Origin of the sequence: Lentzea sp. CC55, assembly GCF_021056325.1 — a bacterium.
GTDB classification, from domain to species: domain Bacteria; phylum Actinomycetota; class Actinomycetes; order Mycobacteriales; family Pseudonocardiaceae; genus Lentzea; species Lentzea jiangxiensis.
In genome coordinates, this window is record NZ_JAJCXE010000001.1 from 101,873 (window position 1) to 122,099 (window position 20,227).

General features: G+C 69.8%; 19 protein-coding genes and 1 tRNA gene. 10 read left to right on the forward strand and 10 right to left on the reverse strand.

Going from position 1 to position 20,227, the window contains the following annotated elements:
• Positions 1-45 precede the first annotated feature (45 nt).
• From L6E10_RS00530 to L6E10_RS00540, 3 genes are read left to right on the forward strand one after another with little or no spacing between them, the layout of a single operon-like run.
• Positions 46-753: a (Fe-S)-binding protein gene (locus L6E10_RS00530; protein WP_236215821.1), complete on the forward strand. Its 708-nt coding sequence runs from the start codon at positions 46-48 to the stop codon at positions 751-753.
• On the forward strand, positions 735-2,153 hold the full coding sequence (locus L6E10_RS00535; RefSeq protein ID WP_236215796.1) for a LutB/LldF family L-lactate oxidation iron-sulfur protein: 1,419 nt from the start codon (positions 735-737) through the stop codon (positions 2,151-2,153). Before L6E10_RS00530 ends, L6E10_RS00535 begins: the two co-directional genes overlap by 19 nt.
• Complete coding sequence (locus tag L6E10_RS00540) at positions 2,146-2,724, forward strand: LUD domain-containing protein (protein WP_236215797.1); 579 nt, start codon at positions 2,146-2,148, stop codon at positions 2,722-2,724. The genes L6E10_RS00535 and L6E10_RS00540 overlap by 8 nt, the downstream gene beginning before the upstream one ends.
• Here L6E10_RS00540 and L6E10_RS00545 read toward each other — a convergent pair.
• From L6E10_RS00545 to L6E10_RS00555, 3 genes are all read right to left on the reverse strand, one after another.
• A complete protein-coding gene (locus tag L6E10_RS00545; protein WP_236215798.1) occupies positions 2,717-3,583 on the reverse strand; it encodes an Fpg/Nei family DNA glycosylase in 867 nt (288 codons plus the stop codon). The two genes, L6E10_RS00540 and L6E10_RS00545, sit on opposite strands and share 8 nt — an antisense overlap.
• Positions 3,584-3,598: 15 nt before the next feature.
• Positions 3,599-4,036, reverse strand: a complete 438-nt coding sequence (locus tag L6E10_RS00550) for a DUF983 domain-containing protein (protein ID WP_236215799.1) — start codon at positions 4,034-4,036, stop codon at positions 3,599-3,601.
• A 94-nt stretch (positions 4,037-4,130) separates the two neighbouring features.
• The gene (locus L6E10_RS00555; RefSeq protein ID WP_236215800.1) at positions 4,131-5,450 is read right to left on the reverse strand and encodes a sigma-70 family RNA polymerase sigma factor; all 1,320 of its coding nucleotides are present in this window, start codon (positions 5,448-5,450) and stop codon (positions 4,131-4,133) included.
• Positions 5,451-5,609: 159 nt separating this feature from the next.
• On the opposite strand from L6E10_RS00555, the gene L6E10_RS00560 reads away from it, so the two are divergent.
• The gene (locus tag L6E10_RS00560) at positions 5,610-6,008 is read left to right on the forward strand and encodes a hypothetical protein (protein WP_236215801.1); all 399 of its coding nucleotides are present in this window, start codon (positions 5,610-5,612) and stop codon (positions 6,006-6,008) included.
• Between the two features lie 32 nt (positions 6,009-6,040).
• Positions 6,041-6,113: transfer RNA gene (locus tag L6E10_RS00565), tRNA-Gly, on the forward strand.
• A gap of 45 nt (positions 6,114-6,158) precedes the next feature.
• Here the strand turns inward: L6E10_RS00565 and L6E10_RS00570 are convergent.
• Entirely contained in the window at positions 6,159-6,377 is a 219-nt protein-coding gene (locus tag L6E10_RS00570; protein WP_236215802.1) for a hypothetical protein, read from the reverse strand.
• Here L6E10_RS00570 and L6E10_RS00575 point away from each other — a divergent pair.
• Positions 6,370-6,798: an OsmC family protein gene (locus tag L6E10_RS00575; protein WP_236215803.1), complete on the forward strand. Its 429-nt coding sequence runs from the start codon at positions 6,370-6,372 to the stop codon at positions 6,796-6,798. The genes L6E10_RS00570 and L6E10_RS00575 overlap by 8 nt on opposite strands.
• On the opposite strand, the gene L6E10_RS00580 is transcribed toward L6E10_RS00575, so the two are convergent.
• Together L6E10_RS00580 and L6E10_RS00585 are read right to left on the reverse strand one after the other, a co-directional pair.
• Positions 6,773-7,372, reverse strand: a complete 600-nt coding sequence (locus L6E10_RS00580; RefSeq protein WP_236215804.1) for a cytochrome P450 — start codon at positions 7,370-7,372, stop codon at positions 6,773-6,775. The two genes, L6E10_RS00575 and L6E10_RS00580, sit on opposite strands and share 26 nt — an antisense overlap.
• Positions 7,365-7,625, reverse strand: a complete 261-nt coding sequence (locus L6E10_RS00585) for a hypothetical protein (protein WP_236215805.1) — start codon at positions 7,623-7,625, stop codon at positions 7,365-7,367. The genes L6E10_RS00580 and L6E10_RS00585 overlap by 8 nt, the downstream gene beginning before the upstream one ends.
• Before the next feature lie 57 nt (positions 7,626-7,682).
• Here L6E10_RS00585 and L6E10_RS00590 point away from each other — a divergent pair, with 57 nt between their 5' ends.
• Both L6E10_RS00590 and L6E10_RS00595 read left to right on the forward strand, forming a co-directional pair.
• Positions 7,683-10,487 carry a BTAD domain-containing putative transcriptional regulator gene (locus tag L6E10_RS00590; RefSeq protein ID WP_236215806.1) on the forward strand — a complete coding sequence of 935 codons (2,805 nt, stop codon included), beginning with the start codon at positions 7,683-7,685 and terminating at the stop codon, positions 10,485-10,487.
• A 462-nt stretch (positions 10,488-10,949) separates the two neighbouring features.
• Positions 10,950-11,342 carry a contact-dependent growth inhibition system immunity protein gene (locus L6E10_RS00595; protein ID WP_236215807.1) on the forward strand — a complete coding sequence of 131 codons (393 nt, stop codon included), beginning with the start codon at positions 10,950-10,952 and terminating at the stop codon, positions 11,340-11,342.
• 217 nt (positions 11,343-11,559) lie between these two features.
• Here L6E10_RS00595 and L6E10_RS00600 read toward each other — a convergent pair whose 3' ends face one another.
• Together L6E10_RS00600 and L6E10_RS00605 are read right to left on the reverse strand one after the other, a co-directional pair.
• A complete protein-coding gene (locus L6E10_RS00600) occupies positions 11,560-11,796 on the reverse strand; it encodes a hypothetical protein (RefSeq protein WP_236215808.1) in 237 nt (78 codons plus the stop codon).
• Positions 11,797-11,917: 121 nt separating this feature from the next.
• Positions 11,918-13,783 (reverse strand): hypothetical protein, encoded by a 1,866-nt coding sequence (locus L6E10_RS00605; protein WP_236215809.1) that lies wholly within the window; start codon positions 13,781-13,783, stop codon positions 11,918-11,920.
• 504 nt (positions 13,784-14,287) lie between these two features.
• On the opposite strand from L6E10_RS00605, the gene L6E10_RS00610 reads away from it, so the two are divergent.
• Complete coding sequence (locus L6E10_RS00610; protein WP_236215810.1) at positions 14,288-15,442, forward strand: hypothetical protein; 1,155 nt, start codon at positions 14,288-14,290, stop codon at positions 15,440-15,442.
• Between the two features lie 57 nt (positions 15,443-15,499).
• Here L6E10_RS00610 and L6E10_RS00615 read toward each other — a convergent pair whose 3' ends face one another.
• Positions 15,500-18,655 (reverse strand): glycosyltransferase, encoded by a 3,156-nt coding sequence (locus tag L6E10_RS00615; RefSeq protein ID WP_236215811.1) that lies wholly within the window; start codon positions 18,653-18,655, stop codon positions 15,500-15,502.
• 20 nt (positions 18,656-18,675) lie between these two features.
• Complete coding sequence (locus L6E10_RS00620) at positions 18,676-19,419, reverse strand: methyltransferase domain-containing protein (RefSeq protein WP_236215812.1); 744 nt, start codon at positions 19,417-19,419, stop codon at positions 18,676-18,678.
• A 349-nt stretch (positions 19,420-19,768) separates the two neighbouring features.
• Here L6E10_RS00620 and L6E10_RS00625 point away from each other — a divergent pair, with 349 nt between their 5' ends.
• The gene (locus L6E10_RS00625) at positions 19,769-20,143 is read left to right on the forward strand and encodes a hypothetical protein (RefSeq protein WP_236215813.1); all 375 of its coding nucleotides are present in this window, start codon (positions 19,769-19,771) and stop codon (positions 20,141-20,143) included.
• Positions 20,144-20,227: the final 84 nt, after the last annotated feature.

Below are 20,227 nucleotides of genomic sequence, written 5' to 3' on the forward strand. Positions count from 1 at the left end.
CGGGTAGACATCCGATGAATTTGGGGGGAGGGTGTGCGGGTGAGAGTGGCTCTGTTCGCGACCTGCCTGACGGACACGTTCTTCCCCGAGACGGCCCGTGCCGTGGTGCGTTTGCTCGAACGACTCGGCTGTTCGGTCGAGTTCCCGCTCGACCAGACGTGCTGCGGCCAGATGCACTTCAACACCGGCTACCGGGAGCACGCGAAGCCGCTGGCCCGCAAGTACACCGACGTCTTCAGCGGCTACGACCACGTCGTTGCGCCATCCGGGTCGTGCGCCGGCATGGTCAGGGAGATCCACCCCGCGCTGGGTGAGTCCCCGCCGAGGACGTTCGAACTCGCCGAATTCCTCGTGGACGTGCTGGGCGTGACGGACGTCGGCGCGTGGTTCCCCCACCGGGTCACCTACCACCCCACGTGCCACTCGTTGCGCATGCTGGGCGTCGGGGACAAGCCGCTGGCGCTGCTCAGGGCCGTGAAGGCACTCGATCTGGTGGAACTGCCGGACTCGACGCACTGCTGCGGCTTCGGCGGCACGTTCGCGGTGAAGAACGCCGAGACGTCCACGGCGATGCTCGCGGACAAGATGACGTGCGTGCTCTCGACCGGGGCCGAGGTGCTGAGCGCGGGCGACAACTCCTGCCTCATGCACATCGGCGGCGGGCTCTCCCGGCTGCGCGCGGGTGTGCGGCCGGTGCACCTGGCGGAGATCCTGGCTTCGACGGAGGAGGACCCGTGGCTCGCAACCCGGTGACGTGGCTCGGCAGCCCGACGTTCCCGAAGGCCGCGCACGAGGCGCTGGCCGACACGCAGCTGCGGCAGAACCTGCGCAGGGCCACCGGCACCATCCGCGCTCGCCGGGCCGCCGCGGTCGCCGAGATGACCGACTGGGAACAGCTCAGGGTCGCCGGCGAGCAGATCAAGAACGACGTCCTGGCGCGCCTCGACACGCTCCTCGTACAGCTCGAGGAGTCGGTCACGGCTCGCGGTGGAATCGTCCACTGGGCACGGGACGCCGAGGAGGCGAACCGGATCGTGCTCGACCTGTGCCGGGAGGAACGGGCGACCGAGGTCGTCAAGGTCAAGTCGATGGCCACGGCCGAGATCGGGCTCAACGAGGCCCTCGAAGCCGGCGGCGTGCACGCCGTCGAGACCGACCTCGCCGAGCTGATCGTGCAGCTCGGCGACGACCGCCCGTCGCACATCCTGGTGCCCGCGATCCACCGCAACCGCTCGGAGATCCGCGAGATCTTCCGGCGCCGCATGGGCGTCGAGGTGTCCGACGAACCGGCCGACCTCGCCGAGGCGGCACGGGTCTACCTGCGCGAGAAGTTCCTCACCACCAAGGTCGCCATCTCGGGCGCGAACTTCGCCGTCGCCGACACCGGGTCGATCGTGGTGCTGGAGTCCGAGGGCAACGGCCGGATGTGCCTGACGCTGCCGGACACGCTGATCACGGTGATGGGCATCGAGAAGCTCGTGCCGTCGTGGCAGGACCTCGAGGTCTTCCTGCAGCTGCTGCCCCGCTCCTCGACCGCGGAGCGGATGAACCCGTACACGAGCGTCTGGACCGGCGTGACCCCCGGCGACGGTCCGCAGAGCTTCCACCTCGTGCTGATCGACAACGGGCGCACCGCGACGCTGCGGGACTCCATCGGTCGTCAGGCCCTCCGGTGCATCCGGTGCTCGGCGTGCCTCAACGTCTGCCCGGTCTACGAACGCACCGGCGGTCAGTCGTACGGCTCGGTCTACCCGGGACCGATCGGCGCGATCCTGACACCGCAGCTGGTCGGCGACATGCACGACCCGCAGGCGGCCTCACTGCCCTACGCCTCTTCGCTTTGCGGCGCGTGCTTCGAGGTCTGCCCGGTGCGCATCGACATCCCGTCCGTCCTCACGCACCTGCGCGCCGAGGCCGTGGAGGCCAAGGGGCGCACGGCGGAGTCCGTCGCGATGGCCGCCGCCGCGTGGATGTTCAGGGAGGCGTCGCGCTACGAGAAGGCGCAGAGAGCCGGTGCCCTGGCACGGTTCCTGGCCAGGGACGGGCGCATCACGTCGCTGCCGTGGCCCGGTTCGAGGTGGACGTCGTCCCGTGACGTGCCCGCGCCGCCGTCCGAGTCGTTCCGCGCCTGGTGGAGGAGGAACCGTGGCTAGTGCTCGGGAGGAGATCCTGCGGCGCATCCGAGACGCACGAGTGCCCGCGGCGGACCCTGTCGTCCGCGGTTACCGCGACACCGGACCGGGCGGCGTCGAGCTGTTCGCCGAACGGGTCGCCGACTACCGCGCGGTCGTGCACGTCGTCACGGACGTTCCCGGGGCGCTCGACCGCCTGCGCGGCAAGAGGATCGTCGTGCCGCGGGACGTCCCGGCCGAGTGGCTGGTCGACGGTGTGGAGTGGCTGCACGAGCCGCTCACCATCGAGGAGCTCGACCGGTCGGACGGCGTGCTCACCGGGTGCGCGGTGGCGATCGCGGACACCGGCACGATCGTCCTCGACGGCGGTGTGGCGCAGGGACGGCGCGCGCTCACGCTGCTCCCCGACCACCACCTGTGCGTCGTGCGGGCGGACCAGATCGCCGCGTCGGTGCCGGAGGCGTTGCACAGGCTGGAGCCCACCCGGCCGCTGACGTTCATCAGCGGCCCGTCGGCGACGAGCGACATCGAGCTCAACCGGGTGGAGGGCGTCCACGGCCCCCGCACCCTGGAGGTCCTCGTCGTCACTTGAGCAGCCGCGACAACCGGCGGTCGGCCAGGGGCTTGCCGCCGGTCTGGCAGGTCGGGCAGTACTGGAACGCCTTGTCCGCGAACGACACCTCGCGGACCGTGTCACCGCAGATGGGGCACGGCAGGCCCGTGCGCGCGTGCACCCGCAGGCCCGACCGCTTCTCGCCCTTGAGCCGGGCCGCGTCCTGACCCACGGACCGTGCGACCGCATCGGTCAGGGTGCTCAGCATCGCCTCGTGCAGGTGGTCGAGCTGTTCGTCGTTCAGCTTGCCCGCCGTCGCGTACGGCGACAGCCGCGCCATGTGCAGGATCTCGTCGGAGTAGGCGTTGCCGATGCCCGCGATCAGGCTCTGGTCCGTCAGCGCCGTCTTGAGCCGCTCGGTCCGCTGGGCGAACAGGTCTTCCAGCTGCGTGCGGGTGATCCCCAGCGCGTCGAGGCCCAGCCTCGCGACGCTCGCGATCGTCTTCGGGTCGCGCACGATCCACGCCGCGAGCCCTTTCTTCGTGCCCGCCTCCGTCAGGTCGAACCCCGGTCCCTGGCCGGGCGGGCCGAGGTGCACGCGCAGCGCCAGCGGCCCCCTGCCCTGCTTGGGCGGTGGCGCGGCCATGGTGTCGGCCCAGCGCAGCCAGCCGGCGCGCGCGAGGTGGACGACGAGGTGCAGGCCGTCCGCGACCTCCAGGTCGAGGTGCTTGCCGTGCCGGTGCGCGGCCACGACCTCCTGGCCGTGCAGCGCTGTCCACGGCGGGTCGAACGTCTTCAACACCTGCAGCGACACCACGTCGACGCGGTGGACGGTGCGGCCGACAGCGTGTTCACGCAGGTGGTGGACCAGTGCTTCTACCTCGGGTAGCTCGGGCACCGGTCCAGTGTCGCATCAGTCGACGGGCTGCAACGGGCCTTCGACGTCCGGCAGCGAGTGCATCTCGATCGTGCGGGCGACGCGGGAGGCCTCCTGGCGCACCGCGAGCGGACCCCTGACCTGCCCGATCCACCTCTCGGGCGGCAGCTCGTCGGCCGTGGCCTTGCTCTCCGCGACCAGCGTGTGCGGGCGGCGCAGCGCCCAGCGGACGGGGAAGAAGGCGAAGAGGAAGATCAGTGCGAGGATCAGCCACGCCGGCACGACGACCTGCTCCGGCGTCCAGGCGATCAGCACGACCACCATCACGGCGAGCATGCCCGCCATCATGACGCCGGGCAGGACACCACCGCTGACGTCGTGTTCGAAGTCGTCGGACTCCACCGGGTTGCGCCACTCGATACGGCTGTGGACCGTCCACATCCGCCCGTCCGCACCGCGCACCAGCCGCGTCATGTACCCGTCTCCCACGCTCGGTCGGTCTTGGTCAAACCGTACCTGGCGCGGGCCGAGCCTTGTGGGTGAACTCGCCCTGACTTGATCGTCACCGTCAGTTCTGCCGGGGCTCCGTCGGGTAGAGCGTGGCGGTCGTGACCGTCGTCCGCGGGGACGAGCACGGCTGCGAGGAAGACGGGCTCGACGAGGTCGACGGCGCGTTGAGCGATTGGATCTCCCGCGACGTCGTCGCCGCGGTGCTCACGACCTCGGTCCCGCCGGACGACTCGACGACCTCCTCCGCCCGCTCCACCGGCGGTGCCTGCCGCGCCTCGGAGGTCGAAATCGGCGCGGACGACTGCGTCTTGCGCACGGTCTCCTGCCTCTGCCCGCCGGGGTTGACCACGTTCTCGCGCGGCTTCTCCCGCTGCGGCTCCTGCGCGGGCGGTGGCGGGTCGGCCACCACGAGGCCGCGGCTGTGCTCGGAGCTGGTCGAGCCGGAGAGGTCCAGGGCGATCACCGGGTTCTGGTCCGGCTGCAGCACCGCGACGCCCGGTCCGCCGTTGAACACCGCGGCCATCGTGCCGACCAGGCCGATCGTCGCCACGCTCGCCGCCGCGAGGGCCATCTTCGCCTTGGTGAGCAGCACCTTCCCGGCGAACGTGAGGCCCAGCGCCGCCGGCACGACCAGGAACGCCGCGTTGGCGCGCAGCGTCGCGCAGACCTCGTTCAGCTCGGCGTGCAGCTGCGAGCACGACGAACAGGTGTCGAGGTGGGCGCGGATCCGGCGTTCCTCGACGCCCTGGACCCCGCCTGCCGTGTAGGTGCCGAGCTTCGACCGGATCGCCGCGCACGACGAACGCCCGTCGTCGGCGGCGAGGTGCGCTTGCAGATACGCCGCACGCAGGCCTTCGCGCGCACGGCGGGCCAACGCCGACATGGCGTTGGGTGAGAGCCCGAAGTGCGGTGCCACGGTGGCGGGGCGTTCGCCCTCCACCTCGACGCGCCACAGCACGACCCGCCAGCGTTCCGGCAGGCTGGAGAAAGCCCTGGTGATGAGGTTGTGCTCGACCCGGCTGTTCGCGTTGTCGCTCACCGGCTCGACGCGCCGGCCCAGCTCCTCGTCCTCCACCGGCACGTCCCGGCGGCGCCCGCTCCACTCCCACGCGACGCGGCGGGCGACCGTCAGCAGGTAGGTGCGGACGTGGTCCGTCGGACCGCTGCCGCGGCGGATCGCCTGCAGCATGCGGAAGAACGCCTCGGCGGTGAGGTCGTCGGCTTCGGCCGCCTCGCGGACGTGCCTGAGGGAAAAGCGGCGGATCGCGTCCGCATGCCGGGAGAACAGTTCGCCGTAGGCCGAGTCGTCTCCCTCGCGCACCCTGGCGAGCAGGTCCCGGTCGACCTCGTTCTCGTCGACCATCACACGGCTCAACATGCCACAAGGGGCCAGACCTGCTCCTCGTCGAGAACAGGTCGATATACAAGACCATCCGTTCGTAGTGGGCTGTTCAGCGCAACGCGATCGGTGACAGGACGGTCACAGGTAGGCGTCGGACGGTCGGCCGAAGAAGATCGAGCGACTATCGTCACGTGCGTGGTGGACTGGCGGGAACGCGCTTCGGCTCTGGTGCCGGAACTTCGGGCTGTCGCCGAAACCGGGGAATGGTCCTGTCACGTCTTCTTCTCCGAGCTCTGCCAGCTGACCCAGGAAGCGCACCGCGAGCAGGACGACGACGTGCTGCGGCGCGCGTACGGGTTCGCGCACTGGTGCTTCCACCAGCCGGAGCAGTTCCTGGAGAACGCGGCACTGATCAGCTTCTACGAGCACGTGTTCGACGACTGGGACCTCCGCGAGGAGGTCGCCGCGTGGCTCCCGGTCGACGTGCTGCCCAAGGTGCGGGCGCTGTGGGAGTGGCGGTGGCCCAAGGAGCAGTTGTCCGAGGTGGATCAACTGCTGGCGGGTTTGGCACCCCCCTCGCAAGACGCGGTCTGAGGCTGTTGTATAGTTCTCTCCCGTAAGGCAGTGCGGATGTAGCGCAGTTGGTAGCGCATCACCTTGCCAAGGTGAGGGTCGCGAGTTCGAGTCTCGTCATCCGCTCTCGGAAGAAGTCCGGTACCCCTCGGGTGCCGGACTTCTTCCGTTTCAGCAGACTGCGGGCCCCGCAGTGAGCGTGCCCGCGCCGGCGTCCAGTTCGGCCACCGCCCCCAGCCCGTCGAAAACGGTCCAGTCGCGGTCGGTGCGGTCCGGTCCCGCACCGTGGTTCCCGAGGTGATCTCCCGGCCGAGCCGTGAAAGGGTGGAAGCGTTCGCTCGCATCACCCTGATCGAGCTCGTTCGACAAGGACTCGGAGACCATGGCCATCACGCAGACGGCAAACGCGCACTGGGAAGGCTCCCTCGTCGAGGGCAAGGGCAACGTCAGCCTCGCCACCTCCGGCTCGGGCAGCTTCGACATCGACTGGAAGGCGCGCGCCGAGGAGGCGGGCGGCAAGACCAGCCCCGAAGAGCTCATCGCCGCCGCGCACTCCTCCTGCTTCTCCATGGCGCTGTCGCACGGCCTGACCGGCGCGGGCACGCCGCCCACCTCCATCGACACCAAGGCGGAGGTCTCGTTCCAGGCGGGCGTCGGCATCACCGGCATCCACCTGACCGTCCGCGCCTCCGTCCCGGGCCTGTCCCAGGAGGACTTCGTCGCGGCCGCCGAGGGCGCCAAGGCGAACTGCCCGGTCTCCAAGGCGCTCGCGGCCGTCGAGAACATCACCCTCGACGCTGCCCTGGTCTGAACCGCGGCTCCGCGGGCCCGTGACTGATCAGGTGCCCGCGGTAGCGCACGTCGCCGGGCTGCTCGGCCACCTCGCACGAGCGGTCGAGCAGCTCTTCGACGACGATCCGGCCCTCCAGGCGCGCCGGCCGGGCGCCGAGGCAGTGGTGCGGGCCGTACCCGAAGCCCAGGTGCGGCGGCACGGACGGCCTGCCGGGGTCGAAGTCCCCGATGAACACCTCCGGGTCGCGGTTGCCCGCCGCGCAGTCGAGGAACAGGTGCTCACCCTCCTCGACCTGCACGCCACCTGATCGGCGCTCTCGTGCGTCCAGCCGCAGGACAGCGCTGGCCGGCACGATCGTCGTCGAGCCGGTGCCGGCGGCGACGCCCGCGAGGCACAGCGACAGCCGTTCCCGCTCCGAGAGTCCCCCGCGGAACGCGTTCGAGCGCCCGAAGTAGGCGCGGAACTCCCCCATCGCGGCGAGGTACGGCCGAGGACTCGTGCGCGAACGGGGCGGCGAAATCGCCGACGAAGTCGACTTCCTCCCCAGTTCGTCGAGCAGTGCCCTCGCGCGATTCCTGATCGGGTCAGCCATTCGGCGCACGGCCGTTTGAGTGAATTCGTGGTTCGCCGTTCCGCGAATTCGCGCGCCTGGCGCCGTCCGCGGTGTTGAGCGAGAACATCAATTCCCACAATCGCCGCTGCTCCGGCGGCAACAGCGCCGCCACGGCCGCGAGCTGCGGACCTGCCGAGTTCCGGGAGGAGAACGTCACCGGATCAGCCGGCACGGCGCGCAGTCCGGCGTATGTGGTCACCCGCCGCGCGTTGATTCTCGGGCCGAATTCCATTGCGCTATCTTGGCGCGGTTCCAGCCTTTGTCGGGGGCTGACGACAGGACGAACAACGTGATCATCCGGCTGCTCGGACCGCTCGAACTCACCGGTCCGAACGGAGCGGTTCAGCTCAGCAGCGCGGCGCAGAGGACGCTGGTGGCCCGGCTGGCGCTGACCCCGGGGGAAACGGTGCCGAGGAGTGCGCTCGTGGACGCGCTCTGGTCGGACGAGGCATCGGCCAGCGCCACGAAGACCCTGCACAGCCTCCTCGCGCGCCTGCGCGGGCAGATCCGCGACGCCGGGCTCGGCGAGCTGATCACGACCCGCGAGCCGGGCTACGTGCTGAACGCGTCGACGGAGACCGTGGACGCGGCACGGTTCGAGGCGCTCGTCGCAGCAGCACGGCACAGCGACGAGCCGTCGGAGTCGGCGAAGATGCTGCGCGAGGCCCTGGCGTTGTGGACGGGCGACCCGCTCGCGGACTGCCGGCCGGGCGAGTGGACCCGCCAGGAGTCCGCGCGGCTCGTCAGCCTGAGGATGGACGCGACCGAGGACCTGATGGACGCCTCCCTCGCGCTCGGCGAGCACGCCGCGGTGGCGCCGCTGGTCGCCGCGCTGGTCGAGCGGCACCCGTTCCGCGAACGGCTGTGGGAGCAGCTGATGATCGCCCTCCACCGCTGCGGGCGGCAGGCCGAGTCGCTGGCGGCGTTCCAGCGGGCGCGCGCCGTCCTCGTCGACGAGCTCGGGATCGAGCCGGGCACGCGGCTGCGCGACCTCGAGCAGGCGGTGCTGACCGCCGACCCGCGTCTGGACCTGCCGGAACGGGTCGTGGTGCCGGTGCGCGGCAACCTCCCTGCCGACCGGTCGAGCTTCGTCGAGCGTCCGGAGACCGAGCACGTCACGGACCTGATCAGGCGGCACCGGCTGGTCACGCTGATCGGCGTCGGCGGTGTCGGCAAGACCCGGCTCGCCCTGCACGTCGCCCGCGCCGAGCAGCCGCCGGACGGCGCGTGGCTGGTCGAGCTCGCGGCGTTGCGCGACCGGGCGCTCGTCCCCCACACCGTCGCCGAGGCGCTGGGCGTGGTCGACCAGACCGGGCGGGGGCAGCTGAACGTGCTCGCGGAGTTCCTCGCCGGCCGGGACGCGTTGCTGGTGCTCGACAACTGCGAGCACGTCGTCGACCACTGCGCGGTCCTGGTCGACACGTTGCTGCGGGTGGCACCGAAGCTCCGTGTCATCGCAACGTCCCGGCGCGCGCTGCGCGTGCACGGCGAGCAGGTGCTGTCCGTGGCGCCGTTGTCCGTTCCTTATCCGGCGGCGACGTTGTTCGCCCAACGCGCCGATGCCGCGATTCCCGGTTCGTTCGTCATCACGGATGCCAACGAGCAGGCCGTGGCGGACCTGTGCCGGCGGCTGGACGGCATCCCGCTGGCGATCGAGATGGCGGCGTTGCGGGTGCGGGCGCTCACACCGGCGCAACTGCTGGAACGGCTCGACGACAGGTTCCGGGTGCTCACCGACGGCGGCAGGACCGCGTTGCCCCAGCACCAGACGCTGCTCGCGACGATGGAGTGGAGCTTCGAGCTCTGCTCGCCGCGCGAACAGCTGCTGTGGGCGCGGGCGTCGGTGTTCGCCGGCGGCTTCGACCTCGCCGCGGCCGAGGCGGTGTGCTCGGACGACGTGCTGACCGCGGACTTCATGTTCGACGCCGTCGACGGGCTGGTCGACAAGTCCGTGCTGCAGCACGAAGAACACGCCGGCGTTGCGCGCTATCGGTTTCTGGAGACGATGCGCCGGTTCGGGCAGACGCGGTTGCGTGCGAGTGGTGAAGAGCAACGGCTGAAGGCCCGCCATCGCGACTACTACGCAAATCTTGCGGCACAAGGTGAACGGGCCTGGTTCACGCCACGGCAGCTGGCGACGGTCGGCGCGATGACGGCCGAACGCGGCAACCTGCGGGCGGCGCTGGAGCACTCGCTGACAACGCCGGGCGAGGCCGACGCCGGGCTGCGGCTGGCGGCGACGCTGTGGTTCCACTGGGTCGGCTGCGGGCGGTTCGCCGAGGGACGGCACTGGCTGGACTGGGCGCTGTCGCTCGAGACCGAACCGTCGAAGGCGCGCTGCAAGGCGTTGTGGGTCAACGGGTACGTGGCGACTTTGCAGGGCAACACCTCCGCGGTGCCGGCGCTGCTGGAGGCGTGCCACCGCGAGGCGGCGGAGCTGCGGGACGAGGACGCCGACGTTTTCGCGACCTACGTCCGCGGTGCGGCGGCGGTGTTCGAGGACGACCTGCCGCGGGGCGCGGAGCTGCTGTCGGAAGCCGACCGGCGTCACGCCGAGCTGGGGCACCTGGACAGCAACGTGATCATGGCGAAGGTGGCGCTGGCCATCACCGTGGCGTTCAGCGGCCAACTCGACCGTGCGGCGGAGATCTGCGCAGAAGCTCGGGCCGTGTGTGAGGAGAACGGTGAGCTGTGGGCGCGCGCGTACGCGTTGTACGTCCTGGCGTTCGTCGCGATGGGACGTGGAGACGTCGCCGAGGCCCGTGAGCTGGCGACGACGTCGTTGCACATCAAGGCGAAGTTCGACGACCTGCTCGGCATCGCGGTGTCCGTGGAGCTGCTGGCGCTGATCGCGGCGGTGACCGGCCACCCCGCGCACGCCGCGCTGCTGCTGGGCGGCGCGGACCGCGTGTGGCGGTCGGTCGGGTTGCCGCTGTTCGGGTCGGCGACCTTCGCGGCCTCGCACGACCGGTGCGTGGCGCTGTGCCGGCAGGCCCTCGGTGACGAGGCCTACGGCGAGCACTTCGCCCGTGGTGCCGCGATGACCGTGTCCGCCGTGGTGGAGGTCGCCGCGAAGGACCTCGCGCAGCCGTGACGCAGTCCCCGTGCAACCGGGCGCGAGGAGGCTCGCCCGGATGAGGACCAGCGTGCGCACCCCCGACGCGGGAACCGTCGAAGAAGTCCTGAAACTCGCCGCGAGGGCGCCGTCGTTCGGCATCGTCCCGCCGTGGCGCTGGCGCAACGGCAACGAGTGCCTCGAACTCGTGACGACAAGGACAGATCAAACGGCGTTGCTCGCGTGCGGAGCCGTGTTGCACCACGTGCGGGTCGCGTTGTCGGCGATGGGGTGGGACTGCCACGTGCTGCGGACTCCCCACGCGGACGACAAGGTGGCGTCGGTGCACCCGCGCCGGGAGCTCGACCGTGTGGGGCCTGGCCTCACAGCCGCTGCTGCACGAGGGCGCGGTGCTCGTGCGCGTCGGCTGGCAGGCACCCAATGCCGAACCGTTGCCTCCGTCAGCCCGCTAGGTCTTCCTCCGGCGAGGACCATGGGTGCGTGGACCGGGACAGAACGCTGGCGCACCTCAGCCGCGACGACTGGCGCAACCCCGACTCGTCGTCGACCCAGCTCCACCGGGACCTGTGCGCTCTGCGGGACCTTCCGGTGGGGCAGCTGACACCGACGTCGCTGCACCTGCTGGTCACCCACCAGGTGGGCCTCGACGTGACCGCGCTGCTGGCGCTGGAACACGTCGAGCGCGACCCGCTCGGATCGGTCGCCCTGTACCCCGGCGACCTGCTCGCCGCTCTACTGAGAGTAGATCATTCCTTCTGGTCCGATCACCCTGAGTTACGGACGAGGATGTCCGCCGTGCTTGATCGACTGCGCATCCTGCCCGACGGCGATTGGCAGCTGCTCGTGTCCGCTGCGGACCAGTTCCCCGGCTAGGCGCTCACTGTTGGCGCGCCGACCGCCCGCAAGACGATCACTCTGCTATCACGGAGCGTGATCATCATTCCGTTCACAAAGCTTTGATTGAATCGAAAACAACCGGTTTGCTTGACCCAATCGAGTGAACGGGATAGGCAGTCGGGGTGTTGGCGGCGATGAGCGGGCCCGGTCGGCTCGCAACCGGTGCTCTCCTGGGCGTTGTCGTCGCCGCGTTTTACGTGCTCGCGCCCCATGTCGGGTCACTCGCGTCGGGCGATTCGGAACGGCCGGGAGGCGGCGACCCGGCCCGCGTCTCGCTGATCAACACCCCGTCGCTGCTGCCGACGCAGACCGAGACGCCGTCACAGACCGTGGCGGGTAGTTCGTCGTCCGCAGCGTCGTCTTCGTCTTCGTCGTCGTCCTCGGCGTCCTCATCTTCCAACGCGTCGACCACAACGACCACCACGAACACGACCACCGTCGCGGTGACGACGACTCAGACAGCGCCACCCGTCACCACCACGACGACCTCGCGGCCACGGCCTACGACGACGACCACGACCACGAGGCCGTGCGGCATCATCTTCTGCTGATCACGCGGTCCTGCGTCGCGCGAGGAACACCGAAGCGCCACCCACGAGCAGCGTGAGCGCGCCGACCAGGCCGAGGCCGCCGACGCTGGCACCGGTCTCCGCGAGCGCACCGGCCGTCGCCGTGTAGTTCGACGCGGGCAGGATCACCGGCGTCCGCACCTGCTCGGGCTGCGGTTGAGCACCACCGGGAGCTTCGCCGCCCGGCTCCTCGGTCGGCACGACCTCGACGGCCCAGCCCGTCTGGCACCACCGGGAGCAGTCCGCCGCGCTGACCAGCCACTCCGACTCGACCTTCCACGGTCCGTTCACGACGACCTTGTAGAGACCCGTCGGGATGTCGGTGAAGTAGGCCTGCCCCTCCTCACCGGAACCGCTGGCGGTGCCGGCGACAACACCGGTCTTCGGGTCGACCAGGCTGAACGACACCCCGTTGAGGTGCTCACCCTCGGCGTCCTTCCAGCCGTTGCCGTTGCGGTCGACGTAGATGGAACCGTTGGTGTTCGTGCGCTTCTCCCCGACCTTGACGTAGTCGAAGACGGTCGGGTAGCCGTGGACGAGGCCGTCCCGCGGACCGAAGTCGCACGCCACGTAGGAGTAGCCGTAGTCGGAGGCGTTGACCGAGACCTGACCCGCCACGGCGAACACTCGGCTCTGGCCGGCGGGGATGGTGGTGCCCCTGTCGTAGCTCAGCTCACCGAGACCGCCCCAGACGTTGATGTGCGGACCCTCACCGGAACGACCGCAGCCGGCGACGACGCCGCTGATGTCCGCGCCACCCCTGTTGGTCAGCGTGAACTCCAGGCTCACCGGGCCACCGTCCACGTGGTCGGTGGTCAGGAACCGCACCGACGCCGACAGCTGGTCCTCCAGCGGCCGGACCGCCTGGTAGCGCAGCTCGGACGTCGTGTCACCGCCGACCACGGGGATCAGCTCGCTGTTGTACGCCACGATCCAGCCGCCGGGCAGGTTCTGGAAACTGAGGCCCCACGCCCGGAGCTCCAGGTCGGTGAAGGTGAAGCGGCCGTTGGCGTCGGTGCGCGTCCTGGGCGTCTCGTTCGGGTTGCCGCCGCCGTACAGGTACGCCTCGGCACCGGCCAGGCCTTCACCGGCGTCGTGCGTGCCGTTGCCGTTGGCGTCACCCCACAGGATGCCGCTGATCTTGCCCTGCTTGACCGGCTCCCGGACGGCGATCTCGACGGTGGCTCCGCCGTCGGACGGGTTCACGTCGTTCGTCGCGGTGGCGCGCAGCGTGAACCGCGAAGTGCCCTGGTAGTTGTAGAACCTGCCGTTGAGGTGGAAGGTCCGCGACTCGCCCGGAGCGAGCTTCACCGTGGACGGACTGCCCCACGGCGGCTGCAGGCCGTCCCACTCGTCGGAGTTCAACGTGTAGTACGAACCGGAGATGTGGTCGAGCCGCGCGGAGACTCCCGTGGCCTCGGCCGGACCGCTGTTGGTGATGGTGAGCTCGACCGGCACGGTCTGGCCGACGACGGGCGGAGCGGCGCCGACGGTGGCCGTGGCCTTGATGTCGGACTTGGTGGCGGGGTCGTTCTGCGGTTGCTCGACGGGCTTGTCCGCAGGCTTTTCCGCGACCTCGTCAGCCGGCTTCTCCTCCGTCGGCGGCGCCACGGACTCGCTCGTCTCGACCGGTGTGCTGGTCTGGGTCGGTGACGTGGTTTCGGTGGGCGGCGTCGTTTCGGTCGGCGTCGTGGTTTCGGCCGGCGTGCTCGGCTCCGTGACGGACGTGGTCGGCGTGGCAGGGTCCTCCTGCGCGTACGCCGTGAAACAGGTGGTGGCGCTCAACGCCAGAACTGCTGCGAAGACAGCGGATTTGCGCGCGACACCGCGCGCACGAAGTGCGGACAACGTGAGACTCCCCAGGAACAGGCCACCGCGCCGACGCGACACGACCCCCGACGTACCGCGCGAAACCCCCGCCGTGCGGTGAACGTGGCTTCGCCGAGCACGCTAGGTCGACCGAACTGGGAAAACAAGTCCCAATCAGCTCACATGCCGCAGGTCACGGCTGCTCGGCGATCTTCAACCCCACCGGGTCGGACACGGCCAGGACGACTTCGGCCTGCCCGGTCCGGCCCGAGCGGACTTCTCGTGCGCGGGGGTCGGCGTGGGACCACCCGCGTATCCGACGGCGGCGGCCCGGAGGGAACGGCAGCGCCGCCGGGGGAAGTAGTGGAATGCGCGGAGAGGCGTGAATTCATGATCGACTGATCCCACTACTACGAGTGGATAACCACATCGGCGAACGTTCGGGATCGATTCGCGTGGCCAACTACCCTCAGCCCGAAGTCTCTCGTGAGCAGGTGCGACAATGGCGCGGTTTCATCAAGGCCGCGTCAGCAGGGGGCTACTGTGAGTTGGCAGGACGAGCTGCAGAAGCTCGACGCTGAGTTGGCAAGCGGCCGCGTGTCCGCTGATGAGTACCGGCAGCGGCGCGACGCGCTCCTCGCCGGTGACACACGTGGGCAGCAGCAGGGCGGCGGTGCCTTCTCGCCCCCTCCGCCGCTGCAGTGGCAGGCGGTGCCACCACCGGAGAAGACGCAGTACATCCAGCCCGTGCAGCCGCAGCAGGCCCAGCAGCCGCAGCAGCAGAACTCGGACAAGACCCAGGTCGTGTCCGTCAACAACGGCGGCGGGCAGGCGAACCCGGACGCCACCCAGGTGGTGCCCAACAGCGGCGGTTTCCCCCAGCCGAACTACGGGCAGCCCCAGCAGTTCCCCCAGGGCGGCTGGCAGCAGGGCGGCGGTTCGAGCAACGCGGCGCCCCCTCCGTGGGTGACGGGTGACGACTCCTTCTCGACGCCGGCGTGGAACCAGGGCCCCGAGGTCTTCGACTCGGCCAGCGAGTCGTCCGGCAAGGGCAAGAAGATCATCGGCATCGTGATCGTCGTGGCCCTCCTCGCGGGCCTCGGCGTCGCCGGCTACTTCTTCTTCAGCGGCAACAAGGACAACAACCAGGGGCAGTCGCCGACCGGGCAGACCTCGACGTCGGCCACGCCGACGGTGAAGCCGATCCCGGACCCGCCCGCGCAGAAGCCGGACTCCGGCGCGACCGCCGACTCGATCTACGGCCCGCTGCCCGGCACGGAACGCGCCGGTGGCGGTCAGTTCGACCTGCCGAAGCTGGCCGCGCAGAAGCTGCTGGTCGGCAAGACGACCGACGCGCTGGTGGCCGCGGGCATGACCGAGGCGACGCTCAGCACGTCGGTCGACGGCAAGAACACCCTCAGCATCATGGCCCTGGCGGTCACGGACCAGGCCGCGGCGAGCAAGGTCGTCGCCGCCTACCTGCAGGACCAGGCCGCGCTGAAGGAGGACAAGGACCTCTCGTACAAGGGCGTCAAGGTCGTCACCGACCCCGCCAAGAAGGTTCTGCGCGCCACCTACGTCTACTACAACAAGATGGTCTTCGTGGAGGTCTTCACCGACGGCGGTGACAGCGCGGAGGCCCAGTTCAAGGAACTGCTGAAGAACCAGCTCGAGTTCGCTCCGCCGACGGTGCGCTAGTCGCCGCACGGCAAGGAAAAGGCCCCGAGTCTCCTCGGGGCCTTTTTCGCGTCCTGCCTACTTCAGCAGGTCTTCGAGCACCGCGCGGGCGACCTGCGGTCCGAACTGGGCGGCGACCTGTTCCTTGGCGGAACGGGAAAGCTGGTACCAGAGGTCGTCGTCGCGCATCAGCCGGACGATCGCCGCGGCGATCTCCTCCTCGGTGTCGCCGACGAGCACGTCCTGCTCCGGCGTGAGGTGCATGCCCTCCAGCGCGAGCGTCGTGCCCACCACCGGCACGCCTTCGCTGACGCTCTGCCCGATCTTGCCCTTCACTCCGGCGCCGTAACGCAGCGGTGCCACCGTCATGCGCGCACGGGAGTAGACGGGACCGAGGTCGTCGACGAAGCCGACCACGTCCACGCCGGCGTCCTCGTCGTGCAGGGCGAGCAGCTCCTTCGTCGGGTTGGACCCGACCAGGCGCAGCGTCGCGTCCGGGATCTCCTTGCGCACCAACGGCATGATGGACTTCGCCAGCCACTGCGCCGCGTCCCGGTTCGGCACGTGGTCGTACCCGCCGATGAACACGATGTCGGTGCGGCCACCCGCGGAGACGGGCGTCCAGTCGACGGAGTGCACGTTGGACAGCACCCGCACGTCGGCGTCCGGCACCTGCTCCCGCAACAACTGCTGCTCCGCCTCGGACACCACCAGCGTCACGTCCGTCGCGCGCACCAGGCCGAGCTCGAGCTCGCGCGTGGCGTTCGCCTTGCGGCGCAACGCGAACGCCTCCTCGGGCTGCCCGTCGCGCTCGGCGACCACGGCCTGCCGCTCCAGCCGCAGGAAGTGCAGGTCCACGGTGTCGTAGGCGATGACGCACTGCGGTGCCCGCGTGCGCAGCTCCTCGAGCATGATCCAGGCGACGTTCGGCCGGGACAGCAGCGCGAACGACAGCTCGGAGGCCGCCTCGCGGATGAACTCCCACTGCCGCTCGTGCTGGGTCAGCACGGTGATGCCGAGCTGGCGCAGCTCGTCGGTGTCCGGCTGCAGTTCGCCGAAGTTGGCGGGGAAGAACACGACCCGGCAGCCGAGGTCCACGAGCTCCTCGAGCACCGCGCGCATCCGCACCGATCCGGAGTCCATCCGGGTCGCGGGCACCTGGTGGTCCATGACCAGCACCAGCGGGCCGCCGCGGTCGTACCTGTCGCGCTGGCGGGCGAGCCAGAGGTTGGCCTCGCTCGGGCCCGGCAGCTGGCGGGCGAGCGCGTCGGCCCACTTCTCCGCGAACACCGTGCGGTTGAGCTCCTGGTACCGCTTGACGCCGGTGGCGACGTCCTTGCCGTGCGAAATGCCCTCGTGGTGGATGACCACGGCCTTGGGCTGCACGACCACGCGGTGCCCGGACTCCCTGATCGCGAACGCGAGGTCGGTGTCCTCGTAGTAGGCGGGCGCGTAACGCGTGTCGAAGCCGCCGACGCGTTCGAAGAGGTCGCGGCGGACCAGGATCGCCGCGCCCGAGCAGTAGTCGACGTCGCGCACGACGTTGACGGCCTGGTCGTTCGGGTCGCCGTTGCGGCCGTAGTTCCAGCCGGTGGCGTCGGACCAGATGATGCCGCCTGCCTCCTGCAGGGTGCCGTCCGGGTAGACCAGCTTGGCGCCGACGAGGCCGATCCTGTCGTCGGAGTTCGCGGTCTCGACCAGCGCTTCGAGCCAGCCGGGCGTGACCTCGGTGTCGTTGTTGAGGAACAGGACCAGCTCGGAGCGGGCCTTCTCGGCGCCGAGGTTGCAGGCGCCGATGAACCCGAGGTTGCGCGGCGTGCGGACGAGCCGGATGCCGGTGCACGCGGCGAGCTTCTCCGCGCTGTCGTCCGGGGAGGCGTCGTCGACGACGATGACCTCGAACGGCACCGTGGAGTGCACGCTGTTGATGCTCAACAGGCACTGGCGCGTGTACTTCCACTTGCCGTGCACCGGGATGACGATGCTGACCAGCGGCTTGTCGCTGGTGTGGACGGCGACGGGCGTCCGCGGCTCCGCGGCGATCTGCTCCACCGGGCCCGGCTGGCGGCCGAGCGCCTTCTCGTAGGTGTCGCGCAACGTGCTGCCGCGCGGCGCCACCTTCTCGACGACGCTGCGGTACTTGCCGAGCGCGCGCTGCACCAGCGCGTTCTGCTCGTCGACCTCCTTGCGCAGGCGCTGCGCCTCCGCCTCGGCCCGCACCGCGCGCTGCTCGAGGGCGTTGGACGAGTCCTGCATCCACTCGATGACGGCCGCAGACCGGTCGGCGGCGCGCACCGCCTGGTGCAGCTCGCCGGCGAGGCGTTCGCGTTCGGCGTGCGAGTCCCGCACCGACTCCAGCGCGGCCAGCTTGTCGCGCTCCTCGGTCCGGCGCTGCTGCTCCAGCCCCTCGATGGTCGCCTTGAGCTGCTCGACCTCGGCGCGGCTGTCCTCGTACAGCGCCCGCAGCCGGGCCGTGGCGCGGCCGACCAGCGACAGCTCCGGGTCGAGCATGACCGCGGCGGAGGGCAGCGCGGGCAGCTTGCCCTGCGACGCCACCGCGACCAGGTAGGTGTGCGGCAGGCCGTTCTCGACGGTCCACGTGTCACCGTCGGCCCGCAGGGTGTGCGCGCCGAGCGAGCCCTTGGCCGAGCTGACCGACGTGATCACCGAGCCCACGGCGACGTTCTGCCGGAACATGGCCACGTTGGCGAAGTCCGCCTTCAGCAGCTCGGCGAACTCGCGCTCGGTGAGCTCCTTGAGGTGGAACTCGTTGCAGTTGTGGTGCTGGTGGCTGTAGACCTCGGTGTCCGGGGTGCTGATCAGCAGCAGACCGCCGGGCGCCAGCCGTGCGCGGACCAGCTCCATCAGGCCGGCGTGGTCCGTGACGTGCTCGACGGCCTCGAAGCAGGTGATCACGTCGAACTGCCCGGCGTCGGCCAGCACGGCCGGGTCGGTGATCGACCCGACGACGAACCGCAGCGACGGCCCGCCGTAGTTCACCTGCGCGTGCTCCACCGACGGCACGTCGATGTCGACACCGACGACCTCCGCGGCGGTCCCGGCGAGCATGGCGGCGCCGTAACCCTCACCGCTCGCGAGGTCGAGCACCCGCTTGCCCGCGACGAGGTCCCTGGCCAGGGCGTAGCGGTGGTAGTGCTCGTACACCACCTGCGTGTCCTCGGTCCACGGAACGCAGCGCTCCCCGGTCCACTCGATCCGGCGGTCCAACTCCATCAGTCGTTCTCCAGCGCTGTTCATCGGCGGGTGCTGCGCAACAACGCGAACGCGCGTTCGTCGCGGTCAGCGTGAGCGGGGTCCGAGCCTTCCGTGACACCGACGGTGACGTAGTCCTCGACCGCCCACCCGGTCCTGTCGAAGATCCGGCGAAGCCCCGCGTCCGAGAAGATCCAGAAGTTGGTGGCGTCGTTGTTGGCCTCGGTCGGGTGGAGCAGGTACGCCACGGGCAGGTGCGCGAACGCGGTCTCGTGGTCCGGCGAGAGCTGCGCGATCCGCGTGGAGACGACCAGGCGGTCGACGCGCTTCGCGAGCTCCTCGAGCACGTAGTACGGGTTCTTCAGGTGGTAGAGGATCCCGAGGAAGAAGACGAGGTCGTAGTGTTCGCGCGGCAGCCGGAACTGGGTGTCCAGGTCGATCTCGTGGATCTGCACGCCCGACGCGAGCTCCTCGCGCATCCGGCGAGCGCCGCGCACCCCGTTGAAGTTCGTCGGCGGGTTGTCGATCAGGTCGACGGAGCACCCCAGCCGCTGCTCGAGGAAGAAGGCGAAGTCGCCGTCCGCCGCCCCGATGTCCGCGACCGTGCCACCCGCGACCTGCCCGAACAGGTTCCTTCGTTCACCCGTGAGCATGGCGTCGAGGTGGTAGATGTTGGCCATCGTGTCGTACGGGTACCAGTCGAACTCGACGGTGAGCTGTTCCTTGCGCGTGAGCAGCTCTTGCCTGAAGTCCAGAGCCTGCTTCTTCACGACCTCGAAGTCCACGAACGGAGATTCTGCCCGACCCCGACCTGCGGCGTGGCGGGTACGTACAACCTCTTCGCAGTGCTACACGTCTACCTGTGTAGGTCACCCACCCGGAGGCGGCACATGTGGATCACAGTGACGCTAGTCACATTGGGCGGTTTGGCGTTCTTGACGCGAACCGTAGCGGCCGTCCTGGCCGTTTCCTCTTCCAAGAAGAGGAACGATTACCCTGCGCCACAACCGTCCACCAATTGAGATACTCGTTCGGAGTACGTCTTACGGACGATCATCGACTTACCGTACGATCCTTTTGGGTCGTATGACTGATCGGTCACCCCAAAGGTGACCCCACAGGGGTAGGTGCGCCATGGACCACGCACTGAACAAGGTCATCGAGCTGCGCGAGAACGGCTTCCAGTTCCTCCACCTGAGGGACGACGCCGGGCAGCTCGACCGCATCATGGCGTTCAAGCAGCGCAGAGGCTTCATCGACTCGATCCTGTTCTGGTCGGAGACAGAGGCGCGAGCAGGGCGTTTGCCCGCGGTCCGCGACTCGGCCCGCCCGGCCCAGGCCGTGTGGATCTACGAGGGCCCGCTGATCGAGGCCGTCGACCGGTTGCTCGACCTGCCGGAGCCCGGTGCCCGCAACGCTCCTTCGCTCATGAAGGCGACCGCGTCCGACCTGGCCGTCGTGACGACGCTGCCGTTCAAGCTGAAGCTGCCGCCCGGCGCGATCGCCTAGCTGTACTGCCGTGAGAGGTTACGAACGGTCCGACACGTAGTCGGATGATCTTGGAATGAGGGAGGGCCTCCGGGTTCGGTGTGG

Bases quoted from the DNA above. Each gene is read 5' to 3' on its own strand.
- L6E10_RS00625 (WP_236215813.1), top strand. From the start codon at position 19,769: ATGGACCACGCACTGAACAAGGTCATCGAGCTGCGCGAGAACGGCTTC.
- L6E10_RS00550 (WP_236215799.1), bottom strand. From the start codon at position 4,036: ATGACGCGGCTGGTGCGCGGTGCGGACGGGCGGATGTGGACGGTCCAC.
- L6E10_RS00585 (WP_236215805.1), bottom strand. From the start codon at position 7,625: ATGGAATTCGGCCCGAGAATCAACGCGCGGCGGGTGACCACATACGCC.
- L6E10_RS00580 (WP_236215804.1), bottom strand. From the start codon at position 7,372: ATGGCTGACCCGATCAGGAATCGCGCGAGGGCACTGCTCGACGAACTG.
- L6E10_RS00555 (WP_236215800.1), bottom strand. From the start codon at position 5,450: ATGTTGAGCCGTGTGATGGTCGACGAGAACGAGGTCGACCGGGACCTG.
- L6E10_RS00575 (WP_236215803.1), top strand. From the start codon at position 6,370: ATGGCCATCACGCAGACGGCAAACGCGCACTGGGAAGGCTCCCTCGTC.
- L6E10_RS00615 (WP_236215811.1), bottom strand. From the start codon at position 18,655: ATGGAGTTGGACCGCCGGATCGAGTGGACCGGGGAGCGCTGCGTTCCG.
- L6E10_RS00570 (WP_236215802.1), bottom strand. From the start codon at position 6,377: ATGGCCATGGTCTCCGAGTCCTTGTCGAACGAGCTCGATCAGGGTGAT.